At 61.7% G+C, this 13,545-nt stretch carries 12 protein-coding genes and 1 pseudogene; 9 read left to right on the top strand and 4 right to left on the bottom strand.

Annotation, left to right across the window (positions count from 1 at the left end; translation table 11 throughout):
- Nucleotide 1 precedes the first annotated feature (1 nt).
- Genes AC244_RS18180 through AC244_RS18165 form a run of 4 tightly spaced genes read left to right on the top strand, consistent with a single transcriptional unit; the run spans nt 2 to nt 3,471 of the window.
- A complete protein-coding gene (locus AC244_RS18180; protein WP_053250236.1) occupies nt 2–1,132 on the top strand; it encodes an ABC transporter ATP-binding protein in 1,131 nt (376 codons plus the stop codon).
- Nucleotides 1,129–1,959 carry a glycerophosphodiester phosphodiesterase family protein gene (locus AC244_RS18175; RefSeq protein WP_053250235.1) on the top strand — a complete coding sequence of 277 codons (831 nt, stop codon included), beginning with the start codon at nt 1,129–1,131 and terminating at the stop codon, nt 1,957–1,959. The genes AC244_RS18180 and AC244_RS18175 overlap by 4 nt, the downstream gene beginning before the upstream one ends.
- Before the next feature lie 19 nt (nt 1,960–1,978).
- Complete coding sequence (locus tag AC244_RS18170; protein ID WP_053250234.1) at nt 1,979–2,809, top strand: glycerophosphodiester phosphodiesterase family protein; 831 nt, start codon at nt 1,979–1,981, stop codon at nt 2,807–2,809.
- Nucleotides 2,806–3,471, top strand: a complete 666-nt coding sequence (locus AC244_RS18165; protein ID WP_053250233.1) for an inositol monophosphatase family protein — start codon at nt 2,806–2,808, stop codon at nt 3,469–3,471. Before AC244_RS18170 ends, AC244_RS18165 begins: the two co-directional genes overlap by 4 nt.
- Here AC244_RS18165 and AC244_RS35445 read toward each other — a convergent pair.
- The 3 genes and pseudogenes from AC244_RS35445 to AC244_RS18150 all read right to left on the bottom strand — a co-directional run.
- On the bottom strand, nt 3,382–3,771 hold the full coding sequence (locus AC244_RS35445) for a type II toxin-antitoxin system VapC family toxin (RefSeq protein ID WP_234716969.1): 390 nt from the start codon (nt 3,769–3,771) through the stop codon (nt 3,382–3,384). The genes AC244_RS18165 and AC244_RS35445 overlap by 90 nt on opposite strands.
- Entirely contained in the window at nt 3,768–3,968 is a 201-nt protein-coding gene (locus AC244_RS18155) for a type II toxin-antitoxin system VapB family antitoxin (RefSeq protein WP_053250356.1), read from the bottom strand. Before AC244_RS18155 ends, AC244_RS35445 begins: the two co-directional genes overlap by 4 nt.
- 224 nt (nt 3,969–4,192) lie before the next feature.
- Nucleotides 4,193–4,804: pseudogene (locus AC244_RS18150) on the bottom strand (LysR substrate-binding domain-containing protein); the annotation flags it as partial.
- Between the two features lie 763 nt (nt 4,805–5,567).
- Between AC244_RS18150 and aspA the strand changes: the two are divergent.
- The 4 genes from aspA (at nt 5,568) to AC244_RS18130 (ending at nt 11,595) form a co-directional block, all read left to right on the top strand.
- The gene (gene aspA / locus AC244_RS18145) at nt 5,568–6,986 is read left to right on the top strand and encodes an aspartate ammonia-lyase (protein WP_053250232.1); all 1,419 of its coding nucleotides are present in this window, start codon (nt 5,568–5,570) and stop codon (nt 6,984–6,986) included.
- Nucleotides 6,987–7,048: 62 nt separating this feature from the next.
- Complete coding sequence (locus AC244_RS18140) at nt 7,049–8,329, top strand: dicarboxylate/amino acid:cation symporter (protein WP_053250231.1); 1,281 nt, start codon at nt 7,049–7,051, stop codon at nt 8,327–8,329.
- Between the two features lie 141 nt (nt 8,330–8,470).
- Nucleotides 8,471–10,291 (top strand): sensor histidine kinase, encoded by a 1,821-nt coding sequence (locus AC244_RS18135; RefSeq protein ID WP_053250230.1) that lies wholly within the window; start codon nt 8,471–8,473, stop codon nt 10,289–10,291.
- On the top strand, nt 10,267–11,595 hold the full coding sequence (locus tag AC244_RS18130; RefSeq protein WP_053250229.1) for a sigma-54-dependent transcriptional regulator: 1,329 nt from the start codon (nt 10,267–10,269) through the stop codon (nt 11,593–11,595). Before AC244_RS18135 ends, AC244_RS18130 begins: the two co-directional genes overlap by 25 nt.
- Nucleotides 11,596–12,060: 465 nt before the next feature.
- On the opposite strand, the gene AC244_RS18125 is transcribed toward AC244_RS18130, so the two are convergent.
- Nucleotides 12,061–12,627 carry a TetR/AcrR family transcriptional regulator gene (locus AC244_RS18125; protein ID WP_053250355.1) on the bottom strand — a complete coding sequence of 189 codons (567 nt, stop codon included), beginning with the start codon at nt 12,625–12,627 and terminating at the stop codon, nt 12,061–12,063.
- Between the two features lie 109 nt (nt 12,628–12,736).
- Between AC244_RS18125 and AC244_RS18120 the strand changes: the two genes are divergently transcribed.
- A complete protein-coding gene (locus AC244_RS18120) occupies nt 12,737–13,522 on the top strand; it encodes an SDR family NAD(P)-dependent oxidoreductase (protein ID WP_053250228.1) in 786 nt (261 codons plus the stop codon).
- Nucleotides 13,523–13,545 lie beyond the last annotated feature (23 nt).

The following is a 13,545-nucleotide window of genomic DNA, read 5'->3' as shown; positions in this document are numbered from 1 at the left end:
AATGACCGCCATCGACACAGCCATTCGCGCCACTGCTGCCGATATCGAGCTCATCGGCGTCACCAAGGCCTATGACGCCAAGACCACCGTCATCCCGCCGATCAATGTGGCACTGCGCCCGGGCGAGTTTACCGTCGTGCTCGGTCCTTCCGGATGCGGCAAGTCCACACTTCTGCAGATGATCGCGGGCCTCGAGCGGGTCTCCGGAGGCAAAATCGTCATCGGCGGCCGTGAGGTCCAGGACCTCGAGCCAAAGCACCGCGGCTGCGCCATGGTGTTCCAGAACTATGCGCTTTATCCGCACATGACGGTCGCCGAAAACATGGCCTACAGCCTGAAGGTCGCCGGTGTTTCGAAGGCCGATCGGGCACAGCGGGTTGGCGTGGTTGCGAAGATGGTCGGCCTTGCCGACTTCCTCCCCCGCAAGCCGGGCCAGCTTTCCGGCGGTCAGCGCCAGCGGGTCGCGATCGGCCGTGCCATCATCCGCGAGCCGGGCGTACTTCTGTTCGACGAGCCGCTGTCGAACCTCGACGCGCAGCTGCGCCACGACATGCGGGTCGAGCTTGCCGACCTGCACCGCCGCATTGGCGCCACCAGCGTTTTTGTCACCCATGATCAGGTGGAGGCCATGACGCTCGCCGACCGCATCCTCATTCTCAACAAGGGCCTTATCGAGCAGTTCGATACGCCGAAGGCGATCTACCATCATCCGGCTTCCGTCTTCGTCGCCAAATTTATCGGTGCGCCGCCGATGAACATTTTGGCTGTCACGGGCGATGGCTCGGCGCTGCGTCTGGCCGATGGGCAGGTGGTCGCCAATTATGCCGACAAGGGCAGTTTCCAGCTCGGCATTCGCCCGGAAGACATCGCGGTCAATGCCGGCGGTTCGATCAAGGCCGAGATCCGCTATCGCGAAGATCTGGGATCCCATGAAATCCTTGAAACGAATATCGCCGACCAGAATTTGCGGATCACAATGCCCTTCGGCGCCGAGATCGATACGGAACAGACGCTGTCCTTGTCTTTCCCGCGGGCACGTCTGCATCTCTTCGATAGCGAGACCGGCCGCGCCATTCACAACGCCTTCGATGACGCCAAGACCGCGCCTACGTTCGTGAAAGAATACCAGTGAGCTACAGAGAGTTTATTGCCGACAAGGCCCGCGATTGCGCCATCGTCGCGCATCGCGGCATCTGGCGGGATGCGCCGGAAAACAGCCTGCTCGCCATCCAGCGGGCGATCGATGCCCGCTATGAGGTGGTGGAGATCGATATCCGCCGCAACGCCGATGGTGGATTGTTCCTGCTGCATGACGAGACGCTGGAGCGCATGGCGGGCCTTGATGCCGAGCCGGAACACCTGTCGTCGCGGCAGCTTTCCGGGCTGTCCCTGCGCAACCGTGATGGTGGTGCGCAGAACGCATTCACCACGGAAAAACTGCCGCGCCTCGCCGAGGTGTTCGAACTGACACGCGACCGCATCTTTCTGCATCTCGACGTCAAGGAACGCGAGGTCATCCCGGATGTCATCGCCTGCGCCAAGGCCATGGGCGTCGAAGGCCAGGTGGATTTCTGGGCCTCGCTGAAGAGCGAGAAAGACCTCGCCTGGATCCGAGAAATGATCGAGCCGCATGACATCCTGTTCATGGCCAAGACCCGGCTAAACGTACCGGATGCCGCGACGCAACTGGCGCTTCTGTCCGAACTCGCGCCGACGGTCTGTGAAATCTATTTCGATAACCTCAAACAACTCTCCGCCCTCGATGGCCCACTGCTTGAAAGCGGCATGGCGCTCTGGGTCAATACGCTCGATTGCGTCGCCTGCGCCGGCTTCACCGATACGGCTGCCCTTGCCGATCCCGACGCTGTCTGGGGACGGCTGATCGATGCCGGCATCTCGGTCATCCAGACCGACGAAGCGGCGGCTCTCAAGTCCTCTCTCGCGGCTCGCCGCGCCTAATCTGCTCAAGGAAAACAAAATGACCCATTACAAGGACTATATTGCCGATCCCAAGCGCGATGCCGCCATCGTCGCCCATCGCGGCGCTTGGCACGGCGCACCGGAAAACAGCCTGGCCGCTATCGAACGGGCGATTGCCGTCGGCGCCGATATCGTCGAACTCGACATCCGCAAGAGCGCCGATGGCGAACTTTTCATCATGCATGACGACACGCTGCTGCGTATGGCCGGCATCGATCGTGACGCCGAAACCTTCACCATGGCCGAACTGCAGGCGATCGCGCTACGTGAAGATGATGGCGGCGAGCATCGCCCGGCCACCGATCAGCGCATTCCGACTTTGAAACAAGCGCTGGAAATCATCCGTGGCCGCATCTTCGCCGATCTCGACCTCAAGGATCGCGGGCTCTTTTCCGAAGTCGCCGCCTGCGCCCGCGAAATGAATGCGGCGCCCTACGTCGATCTGAAGACGCGCGTCATGATCCGCGAGGAACTCGACTGGGTTCGAGCCCAGAACATCGAGGGCGTGCCCTTCATGGCGATGGCAAAATTCACCGAGGACGGCATTCGCGACACCATGGCGCTGCTGTCGGAGATCAAGCCGTTCATGTGCGAGATGCGTTTCGACCGGATCGAGACGATCGCTGACAACATCGGGATGTTCGGCGACGCCGGCATGGCTTTGTGGATGAACACGCTCAACATGGCTGCCAGCTGCGAGTGGCTGGACGAAACGGCCCTCGACGATCCCGACAGAATCTGGGGCCGGCTGATGGATGCCGGCATCAGCGTTTTCCAGACCGACGAGCCGGAAGCCCTGAAGGCTTATCTCAAGGCACGTCGCGGATGAAATTCGTCAGCGACGAACTGCTCGCCGCCCTGATGGGCGACATGCGCGAGGCGGCAGAGATAGAAATCCTGCCACGCTTCCGCGCCATCACCGCCGACACCATCCGCGCCAAGACGGCAGCGGATGATATCGTAACGGATGCGGACATCGGCGCCGAGCGGCTGCTCTGCGAGAGGCTTTCTGAGCGTATGTCCGGCGTCGCCATCTTTGGCGAGGAGGCGGTGTCGGATGACGCTTCCATCCTGAAGCGCCTTGCCGATGCCGATCTTGCCGCCGTCATCGATCCGGTTGACGGCACCTGGCATTTTGCTCATGGAACGCCGATGTTCGGCAGCATTCTTGCCATGGTTTCCAGCGGCGAGACCATTGCTGGACTGATCCATTACCCGATCCTCGGCGATTTCCTCGTTGCCCGCCGTGGCGAGGGCGCCTGGCATGTGGCGGCTGACGGCACGCGCACGCGTCTGTCCGTCGTGGCACCGACGCCGATCGAAGAGATGCACGGCTTCATCCCGTTGCATATGTTCGAGCCGGATCTGCAGGAAAAGCTGGCACCGCGCGTGTTGCGTTTTCTACGCACCACGACATGGCGTTGTTCGGCCTGGGAATACCGGATGATGGCGACCGGGGCGATGAGCTTCACGCTTGTCCCTGGTCCATAAGGCCGCTCGCTGATCAAGGAGAACCGAGGCCAGCAAATGGGCATCTGTGTAGCCAATACCCATACTGAAAATGCCGTGGCGATCAATCATCATCATGATTTCGTCGTGCGTTGCGACGAACGCTTCACGCTGAGCTGCTAGGAAAGCTATCACGCTCCCGCGTTCCTGAAGGCTGCCAAGTGCCAGTTCGCCAATCACAGCCGGATGGCAGAGTAGGCGATCGTCCTCAATGATCCTACACAGCTCCGCATCGGCATGCCGGAAATGATCAATCCAGACCGAGGTGTCTGCAAGTATCACTTGACAACTGCGCTCCGGCGGCGTGGGGCTGCCTCCGCATCCGGCATAGTTCCTCCAAGCGCGATGAGGCGTTTTCCCGACTCCACACGAACAAGCGTCTCCAACGCTTGGCGGACCAAAGCGGCGGTTTCTTTTGTGCCGGTTAGGGACCTGGCCCTTTCCATGAGAGTGTCGTCGAGGTTGATAGTCGATCGCATCATCTGGTTTCCTGATTGTGGCGTTATAAATAGCACCATTTGGTGATGAAATATACGCCTAGCTTGCTGCGACACAGACAGTGATGACGATGTGCGAGCAACCAACCCTCCTCGATGAGTGTGACTACATATTCAACATCCCTGATGCGGCGGACGAAGACCTGCCAATATCGGTCTTGTTGGACAGTGGTTTAGCCTGGAGCGACAGGCGACGGGTTGAGTCCTCAGGCGGCCCGCATCGAAATCTCGGCAGCATCCTGAAGCGCGCGTTCCAATCGCAGGACGGCCGATCGCTGGGGGCGGTTCACGGGTTGTTCGAGATAGTAGTTCCCTGGGCCGGGCGTCTTTGCAATCAAAGGACAGATCTCAAGACCCAAGGACTCGGCCAAAGGCCCGCACACGGGAACGTGCCCGACTGCGAGCCCCAATCCTTGACTTGCCATCACGAGCGCCAAGGGCGTCGTGTCAACTATTTCGAGTCTGAGATGGTGTCCATGCATCGGACCGAAGTTGTGGTTCATCAGCGCTGTCCACCCCATCGCGTGTGATGCGACATCCAACAATCGGTATGAAGCTAGAGTGTCCAGAGAGTTGATGTGGGCGAGATCCTGCTTGCGGCACATGACAACGTGCGACATGCCCATCAACCAGGTTGGATGACGGACCAAATGCGGTTCTTCACCAAAGCGAATCGCCAGGTCTGGGTCTGCCTTGCGTTGTGCGCCCTCCATCACAAGCTCAACACGGATCGACGGGTTTTCGCGCTCGAAGTCTGCAAGCACTCGCGGGAGCCAGATCATTGCCATTAGCTGGCTTGCAAGCAGCGTCACTCGTTCAACCCGCTGCTGATGGGGGTCTTATGATTTCATCAGCGTTGATGGCGCAGGATGTGCTCGGATGCCGAGTTTTTGCCCTCGCTCCGGAGCAGCCATGCGCGATGAGGCTCCGCGCCTGCATCACTCGAAATATGCCTAAATCAGCTGAGGAAGCTTACTAGCCGCAAAAGACGCCACTGGTGTTCCAGATCGAATGCAACGATCGCTAGAAACCTACACGCTTTGGCGCTCCATAGCCAATAGGTGCTGGCTGGAGATCTCCTTCGGCGTCTGAAACCCCAGGCACTTGCGCGGGGTGGTGTTGAGACCTTCACACAATGCGCGGATCTCCCGATTGGTCACATCCAGGACGATAGTCTCTGCCGGTAGGTAGCGCCGGACACGCTTGTTGGTGTTTTCGACCGTGCCTTTCTATTTGGGGTGGCCGCAAGTGGGCGAAGCGCCACTTATGGACATCCCTCGATGGGCGCGTCGGTGGCGGCAATCGTTTCAGAACTGGCTGCTGGTCGCCAAGTGTAGAAAAATGTGTGTGGGGCTGGCAGCGGGGGCAACGTGAACGGGGCCACGGGCGATTCGGATTACCGAACGCGCAAACCACCCTCCATCCGGAAATCCGAACACTGTCGAACGGCTCGGCAAACAGGAATGTTTGATTTCAATGACTTAGCGGCGCGGCTCACGCCCGCTCGAATTGGCACGCGTGTTGCTCTCTTCAGGCGACACCCGCTCGGCAGCGGGTGGATGGAGAGGAGTAAAACGCCCAATGACTGTTGCCTTGAGCCGTACAGAGCATGACCTGCTCGGGGACCGTGAGGTCCCCACGGACGCCTATTACGGCGTTCACACGCTGCGCGCCGTCGAAAACTTTGCGGTGACCGGCATTCCGATTTCACACTATCCGGACCTGATCCGCGCGCTCGCGCAGATCAAGATGGCGGCGGCGCGGGCGAACATGGAGCTGCGACAGCTCGATGCCGAGAGGGCCGAGGCGATCGTTGCCGCCTGCCGGGAAATCGAAGCCGGGTCTCTCAACAATCAATTCGTGGTGGACGTGATCCAGGGAGGAGCCGGCACGTCCACCAACATGAACGCCAACGAAGTCATCGCCAACCGGGCGCTGGAGATCCTGGGGCACGCCCGCGGCGACTACCTGCTCCTGCACCCGAACGAACATGTCAATCTCGGCCAGTCCACCAACGACGTCTATCCGACGGCGCTGAAGCTTGCGACCTATAGCGGGATCTTCCGCCTGATTGATGCAATGGCCCATCTCCGGGCAGCCTTCGAGCGCAAGGCAGACGAATTCCACGACATCCTTAAGATGGGTCGGACCCAGCTGCAGGATGCGGTGCCGATGACGCTGGGGCAGGAGTTCTCCACCTACGCGGTGATGCTGGCCGAAGACGAGCAGCGCTTGCGCGAAGCTGCGTTGCTGATCCGCGAGATCAACCTTGGCGCCACTGCCATCGGCACGGGCATCACCGCCCATCCCGATTATGCGGCTCTGGTTTGCCAACTGCTCGTGGAGGTCAGCGGCGTGCCCGTGATCACTGCGCCCAATCTTATCGAAGCCACACAGGATTGCGGTAGCTTCGTCCAGCTTTCGGGCGTCTTGAAGCGCGTCGCGGTCAAGCTTTCCAAGGTCTGCAACGATCTTCGCCTGCTCTCCTGCGGCCCGCGGGCGGGCTTCGGTGAGATCAACCTGCCGCCGCGCCAGGCAGGCTCCTCGATCATGCCCGGCAAGGTCAATCCGGTGATCCCTGAACTCGTCAACCAGATCGCCTTCGAGGTGATCGGCAACGACCTGACGGTGACCTTTGCCGCCGAGGCGGGCCAATTGCAGCTCAACGCCTTCGAGCCGATCATCGCCCACAGCTTGTTCAAGAGCATCGGCCACCTCAGCCAGGGATGCCTGATCCTCGCCGACAAGTGCGTCGACGGCATCACCGCGAACCGCGAGCGCCTGGAAGCGAGCGTTCTGAACTCGATCGGCATCGTCACCGCGCTCAACCCCATCATCGGCTACGCCAATGCGACCGAAGTCGCGGCAGAGGCACACCGGACCGGAAAGGGTGTCGCCGAACTCGTGGAGGCGCGCGGGCTGATGACGGCCGAAGCGCTCGCCGAAGCCTTGCGCCCCGAGGCGCTGACCAAGCCGCGCCCGATGATGGCGCGTAGCTGAACCGCCCAACAGTTGACCAAAAACCGCCCGGATGAGCCGGGCGGGGGAGGAAGGAGATCATCATGAAGATAAACAAGCAGACGACCTGGATCGTCATCGCAATGATCCTGGGCGTCGTCGTCGGCTACGGCTGCAACGTCTTGTCGGGCAGCCCGGCCGCAGCAAAAGACATCGCCGGCTATTTCGCGATGGTGACCGATATTTTCCTGCGGCTGATCAAGATGATCATCGCGCCGCTGATTTTCACGACCCTCGTCGCCGGCATGGCCGGCATGGGTGATGCCCGTACTGTCGGGCGCATCGGCGGCAAGGCGCTCGGCTGGTTCCTGATGGCGTCGCTCGCGTCGCTGGCGATCGGCCTCGTCTTCGCGAACCTTTTTCAACCCGGCGCCAATGTCGGCGTGCAACTCCCCGATGTCTCGGCCTCGGCCAACCTGAAGACGTCGTCGCTCAACCTCAAGGACTTCATCACCCACGTCTTCCCCCGCAACATCTTCGAGGCGATGGCGAACAACGAGATCCTCCAGATTCTCGTCTTTTCGGTATTCTTCGGCCTCGCGCTCGGCAGCCTGAAGGACACGAAGGCCCGCGCCCTGATCGAGGTCATCGAAGGCGCTGTCCCGGTCATGCTGAAGGTGACAGACTACGTCATGCGTTTCGCACCAGTCGGCGTCTTTGCCGCCGTGGCGAACGTGGTCACCGTCCAGGGTCTCGGCATCCTGATGGTCTACGGCAAGTTCGTCGGCAGCTTCTACGCAACGCTTGTCGTGCTTTGGGCCGTGCTGATCGGCGCAGGCTTCCTGGTGCTCGGCGCCAACGTGTTCCGCCTGGTCAGGGAAGTGCGCCAGCCCATGCTCGTCGGCTTTTCAACCGCCTCCAGTGAAGCGGCTTATCCGCGCGTCATGGAAAAGCTGGAAGACTTCGGCGTGAAGGAGCGTGTTATCGGCTTCGTCCTGCCGCTCGGCTATTCGTTCAACCTCGACGGCTCGATGATCTATACGGCCTTTGCCGCCCTGTTCATCTCCCAGGCCTATGGCCTGCCGCTCACCATGGAGCAGCAGATCGTCATGCTGCTCGTCCTCATGGTCTCGAGCAAGGGCATCGCCGGCGTGCCGCGCTCCGCGCTGGTCGTTGTCGCCGCCGTGCTGCCGATGTTCAACCTGCCGGAGGCCGGCGTGCTCTTGATCATGGGCATCGACCATTTCCTGGACATGGGGCGCACCGCCACCAATGTCCTCGGCAATGCGATCGCTACCACGGTCGTTGCCAAATGGGAAAACGCGCTCGACATTCCTGACGAAGCGGAACAGCGCACGCGCGAAAGACTGGTCGCGGCCGAATAGGCGGATGCCCAAAGACAAACTGCCCGCTTTCCCTTGAGAAGGCGGGCAGTTTCCCGCAGGCTCGCTCGGCCTCATCGGATGTGGTAGGGAGCCAGATCAACAACACTGCTGCGGCGTGCGCATCCGCTTTCAATCGTTACCATGTCGATCGCCTCTTTCATTCGCAAATACGGTTTGCTGCTGTCTAGCCTCGTCACCGTGGCGTTCGCCGTCGGCATTGCCGGCTTTCGCGTCAGCGAGAACCTAGGGCTCGCGGAGCTGCAAAGAACGGGAACGCAGCGCCTTGAGCTCTACGCCACCAGCCTGAACAGGCAAATCGACAAATACGCCTACTTTCCGGCGACGCTCGGCCTGGAGAGAGACGTGATCGACCTGGTCGCGCACGGAAAGCCGCTCACCGACACCGTCAACCGCTACCTAGAGCAGCTTAACCAGAGGGCGGGCACGCTCTCGATCTATCTGCTCGACCGGCAAGGACACGTGATTGCTGCCAGCAACTGGAATCGGCCGGACAGTTTCATTGGCGAAGACCTGTCCTACCGCTCCTATTTCCACGAATCCATGCAGGGCCGGCCTGGACGGCTGTTCGGCATCGGCACGACCCGCGGCCAGCCGGGCTACTATCTGTCCTCGCCCTTGCTCGCTCATGGCGAGGTCATCGGTGTCGCTGCGGTCAAGGTCAGCCTCGAACAGCTGGAACAGTCCTGGGCAACCGTCGAGGTGCCTGTCATCGTCACGGACCAGAACGGTGTCGTTATCCTCGCGTCCGCACCATCCTGGAAATTCACCACGCTGCGCCCGCTGCCGGACCAGGAACGCCGTCGGCTGGAGCGCAGTCTGCAATACAACGCCCGACCGCTTCCCTCGCTCGGCCTGACGCGCGAGGAGCCTTTCGGCGAAAATGCCGCCCTTGTCCGGCTCGCGCCTCAGGTCGACGTCGTCGGCAGCTCCAGGCTGTCAGGCAATTTTCTGGCGCAGGCCGCCCCGATGGGCGACACCGGCTGGTCGTTGACTGTGCTTTCTCCCGCCGGTCAGGTTAGCGCGATCGCGTGGACGCGCGCGGCGCTCGCCTCGGTCGCCAGCGCCCTCGTCGGTATCGTGCTCGTACTGCTCGACCAAAGGCGGCGCCATCTGCGCGACCGGCTACGGGCGCGCGAGGCGTTGCAGCGGGCCCATGATGAATTGGAGCGCAAGGTGGAGGAGCGGACACGAACGTTGCGTGCTGCGCAGGACGAGCTCGTCCATGCCGCCAAGCTTGCGACCGTCGGTCAGATATCCGCGGGCCTCGCCCATGAGATAAACCAGCCTCTGGCGGCGCTGCGTACCCTTTCCGGCAATGCGGTCAAATTCCTCCGTCGCGGCGACGTCGCGACTGCCGAAAGCAATCTCGACCGCATCGGCAGCATTGTCGATGGACTGGGCACCCTCACCAACCAGCTCAAGTCCTTCGCCCGCAAATCCTCGGGCACGTCGGGTCCGGTCGACGTGCGGCGCGCCGTCGACAATGCGCTGTTCTTGCTCGACCAGCGTCTGCGTCGCGCGAACGTGGCCGTGTCTACCGAGATCGAGGCGGAACAGGTGACGGCCTTGTGCGATGCCAACCGCCTGGAGCAGGTGATGGTGAACCTGGTTGCCAATGCGCTGGACGCGATCGAGGGAACGGCGTCGCCGACGCTGCGTCTTCACGGCTGGCGCGAGGGAACGCGCGTGGTCATAGAGGTCCGTGACAATGGGCCGGGCTTGCCGGAGCATGTGCGTGCGCACCTCTTCGAGCCGTTCTTTACGACCAAGGAAAGCAACAGAGGCTTGGGTCTCGGCTTGGCCATTTCATTAGAAATCGTGCACCATTTCGGTGGAATGCTGACGGGCGCGAACCATCCCAAGGGCGGCGCGGTTTTCACCGTCACTCTTCCCGCAGCTGATATCGGAGAAACGCCATGGGCGACAACCTCAAGGTCCTGATCGTCGAGGACGAGCCGAACGTCCGGCTCGGGTGCCAGCAGACGCTCGAGCTCGAAGGCATGGAGGTCGAGGCGGTGGAAAGCGCCGAAAAGGCACGGCGGCTCGTTCCCGCGGAATTTCCGGGCGTCGTCGTCACCGACATCCGCCTGCCGGGTGATGACGGCATGGCCCTGATGCATGACCTCCTACGGCAGGATCGCGATCTGCCGGTCGTCTTGATGACCGGGCACGGCGACGTTTCGCTGGCGGTTCAGGCGATGAAGGACGGAGCTCACGACTTCATTGAAAAGCCGTTCTCGCCCGACTATTTCGTCGAGATCGTGCGTCGGGCGCTGGAAAAACGCAGGCTGACGTTGGAGGTGCGCGAACTGCGCGCGCGACTTGAGAACAGGCAATTAACCGCCAGCCGCATCATCGGAGATTCTGCTGCCATCGAGCGCGTACGCCATCTCATCGGCGAGCTTGGAAACAGCGCAGCCGACGTGCTGATTCAGGGCGAGACCGGGACCGGCAAGGAGCTCGTCGCGCGCTGCCTGCATGATGCGAGCCCAAGGCGTAGCGGCAATTTCGTCGCCATCAATTGCGGCGGCGTGCCTGAGAACCTGTTCGACAGCGAAATCTTCGGCCATGAGCCTGGAGCCTTCACCGGCGCCGCCAAGCGCCGGATCGGTAAGATCGAGCACGCCAATGGCGGCACGCTGTTTCTCGACGAGATAGAAAGCATGCCGATGGCCATGCAGGTCAAGCTGCTCAGGGTGCTGCAGGAACGCACGCTCGAGCGCCTCGGGTCAAACACCCCGATCCCGGTCGACTGCCGTGTCATCGCGGCGACCAAAGTCGATCTGGCAGTGCTTGCCGAAAAAGGAGAGTTCCGCGCCGATCTCTATTATCGCCTGAACGTCGCGACACTGCCCTTGCCGCCCTTGCGCGAAAGGCGCGAGGACGTCGGTCTCCTGTTCGAGCATTTTGCTCTGCAGGCGGTATCACGCCACGAGCGCGCCGTGCTTGCGCCTGACGCCGAACGCACGCGACGTCTGCTCGCCTACAATTGGCCCGGGAACGTGCGCGAGTTGCGCAATGTCGCCGAGCGTTGCGTGCTGGGGATCGCAGCCGGCTTCCCGCCCTTCGGCGGAACGACGGACACCGCCCCTCGGCCGCTGGCGCGAACCGTCGAAGCCTTCGAGTGTGCCCTCATCGCCGAAGCCCTCGGCCGCAATGGCAACAGCCTGGCCCGCGTCAGCGAGGAATTGCTGGTGCCGAAGGCGACCCTGCACGACAAGATCCGTAAATATGGCCTGGCGTGATGCTGGCCCACCGGTGTTGGTTTGCGGCGCACAGGAAAGACGGCACGCGGCGCGCGTTGCCAATCCCCTCAGAAGCGGCGCGGCGTCCGCTGGAGTTGACCAACCTCTCGACCGAGTTCCCGTAACCGGCGAGGGGGCGAGCACCCTTGCCGCCGGTCGCCTCTGCGCCGGCCGTCGCCATCTGCAAGTGGCCATGCGCCTCGTTCTATGGAAACCATCGTCCGTCGGTCGCGGGTTCAATAAGGTTCAAGGCGAGCAATTTGAAGTTTCGGGCTTGGCGGCTTTTGCGGTCCGCCGAGCGTCTGCAAAGGGGGAAGCGGACGTTCAATCGCCGCTCAGTTCCGGTCTGGTTCGCGCCATAGGCGGCCGCTTGTGCTGCCGATTCCACTGAATTGCCGTATGCCCCAAGCAGCACAGGTTCCGGCGATTGCACGATTGCCAGGATATATTCGGCAAAGGACCACCTCATTCGTTGGCGGAAACTTGGCTGATCCCGACATCGATCCAGGCACGCGTCTGTTCCAGGACCTCGTCCGAAAGCGCTGGGTCGTCGATCGCCCGGGCGAGGATCATTGCCCCTACCATCGCCGCCCAGGTTCCGATTGCCGCGCGACGCCTGTCTGCCGGGCTCGCCCTTGAGAGCGCCTCGTCGATACGGTCGATCTGTGATCGAAAGCCCGCTGTCATTGCCGCGCGCGCCGCCGCGGTCTGGTGGCGGATGTCTGCCGCTAGCCCTGCCGTCGGGCAACCATCGGCGGCATTGTCGCGATGGTTTGGCGAAAGATAGGCGTCGAGATAGGAGCGAAGATCGGCCCCTCCGACCGTGCCCGCAGAGAGGACATGGGCGAGGGTCTGGGCCACCAAGTCGTCCTTTGAATCGAAATGGCCATAGAAGCCGCCATGGGTGAGGCCGGCGGCCTTCATCACTTCCGCTACGCTGACCGCATCGAACCCCTTCTCGCGGAACAGCCGGCTGGCTGCATCCAGGATGCGGCGGCGATTCTCCCCCATCTGCTCTCGACTGACTCTCATTTCAAAATTCTCCGCTGGTCCATTGACATTTAGATGATGGTCATCATATTTAAGGTCATTCATGATGGCCGTCATGAATATAAGATCCATCAGAGAAGAGAGCAATCCCATGGCCACTCCCACCGTCCTCATCACTGGAGCTTCCTCCGGTATCGGCGCCACCTACGCCGAGCGTTTCGCCCGCCGTGGCCACGACCTTGTACTGGTCGCCCGTGACCGGACACGAATGGAGGCTTTGGCGACCCGTCTGCGCCAGGAAAACGGCGTGACTGTCGACATCCTGCAGGCAGATCTCACCGAGCCTGGCGACCTGACTGCCATAGAGACTCGGCTCCGTGACGATCATCTTATCGGGGTTCTCGTCAACAATGCCGGGGCGGGCCTGGCAGGCAGCTTCGAGAACCAGGCAATCAACGACATGGAGCGCCTTGTCGCACTCAACACCACCGCCGTCGTCAGGCTCGCCAGCGCCGTGGCGGCACGCTTCGTGGAGGCCGGCGAAGGAGCCATCATCAACATCGGTTCGGTGGTCGGGCTTGTTCCGGAGTTTGGCCAGACCGTCTACGGGGCGACCAAGGCGTTCGTCTTGTTCCTGTCTCAGGGGCTGAGCCTCGAACTCGCACCGAAAGGTGTTTACGTGCAGGCGGTGCTTCCCGCAGCAACCCGCACCGAAATCTGGGAACGTGCAGGTGCCGATATCAATGCGTTGCCGCCGATGATGGACGTCGGCGAATTGGTGGACGCAGCCCTTGTCGGCTTTGACCGCCGTGAAGCCGTGACAATTCCCCCGCTCCCCGACGCAGGGCAGTGGGACACTTACCAGTCTGCGCGACAGGCCATGCTCCCAGGATTTGCCCAAGTCCATGCAGCCGCGCGCTATCGCCCTGCCGCCTGAGCTGCATCCACCTGACGACCAAA

Origin of the sequence: Ensifer adhaerens (assembly GCF_001270265.1) — a bacterium.
Lineage (GTDB): Bacteria > Pseudomonadota > Alphaproteobacteria > Rhizobiales > Rhizobiaceae > Ensifer > Ensifer adhaerens_B.
This window is presented reverse-complemented; position numbering and strand designations above follow the sequence as displayed.

Bases quoted from the DNA above. Each gene is read 5' to 3' on its own strand.
- AC244_RS18180 (WP_053250236.1), top strand. From the start codon at position 2: ATGACCGCCATCGACACAGCCATTCGCGCCACTGCTGCCGATATCGAG.
- AC244_RS18170 (WP_053250234.1), top strand. From the start codon at position 1,979: ATGACCCATTACAAGGACTATATTGCCGATCCCAAGCGCGATGCCGCC.
- AC244_RS18165 (WP_053250233.1), top strand. From the start codon at position 2,806: ATGAAATTCGTCAGCGACGAACTGCTCGCCGCCCTGATGGGCGACATG.
- AC244_RS18155 (WP_053250356.1), bottom strand. From the start codon at position 3,968: ATGCGATCGACTATCAACCTCGACGACACTCTCATGGAAAGGGCCAGG.
- aspA (WP_053250232.1), top strand. From the start codon at position 5,568: ATGACTGTTGCCTTGAGCCGTACAGAGCATGACCTGCTCGGGGACCGT.
- AC244_RS18140 (WP_053250231.1), top strand. From the start codon at position 7,049: ATGAAGATAAACAAGCAGACGACCTGGATCGTCATCGCAATGATCCTG.
- AC244_RS18135 (WP_053250230.1), top strand. From the start codon at position 8,471: ATGTCGATCGCCTCTTTCATTCGCAAATACGGTTTGCTGCTGTCTAGC.
- AC244_RS18130 (WP_053250229.1), top strand. From the start codon at position 10,267: ATGGGCGACAACCTCAAGGTCCTGATCGTCGAGGACGAGCCGAACGTC.
- AC244_RS18125 (WP_053250355.1), bottom strand. From the start codon at position 12,627: ATGAGAGTCAGTCGAGAGCAGATGGGGGAGAATCGCCGCCGCATCCTG.
- AC244_RS18120 (WP_053250228.1), top strand. From the start codon at position 12,737: ATGGCCACTCCCACCGTCCTCATCACTGGAGCTTCCTCCGGTATCGGC.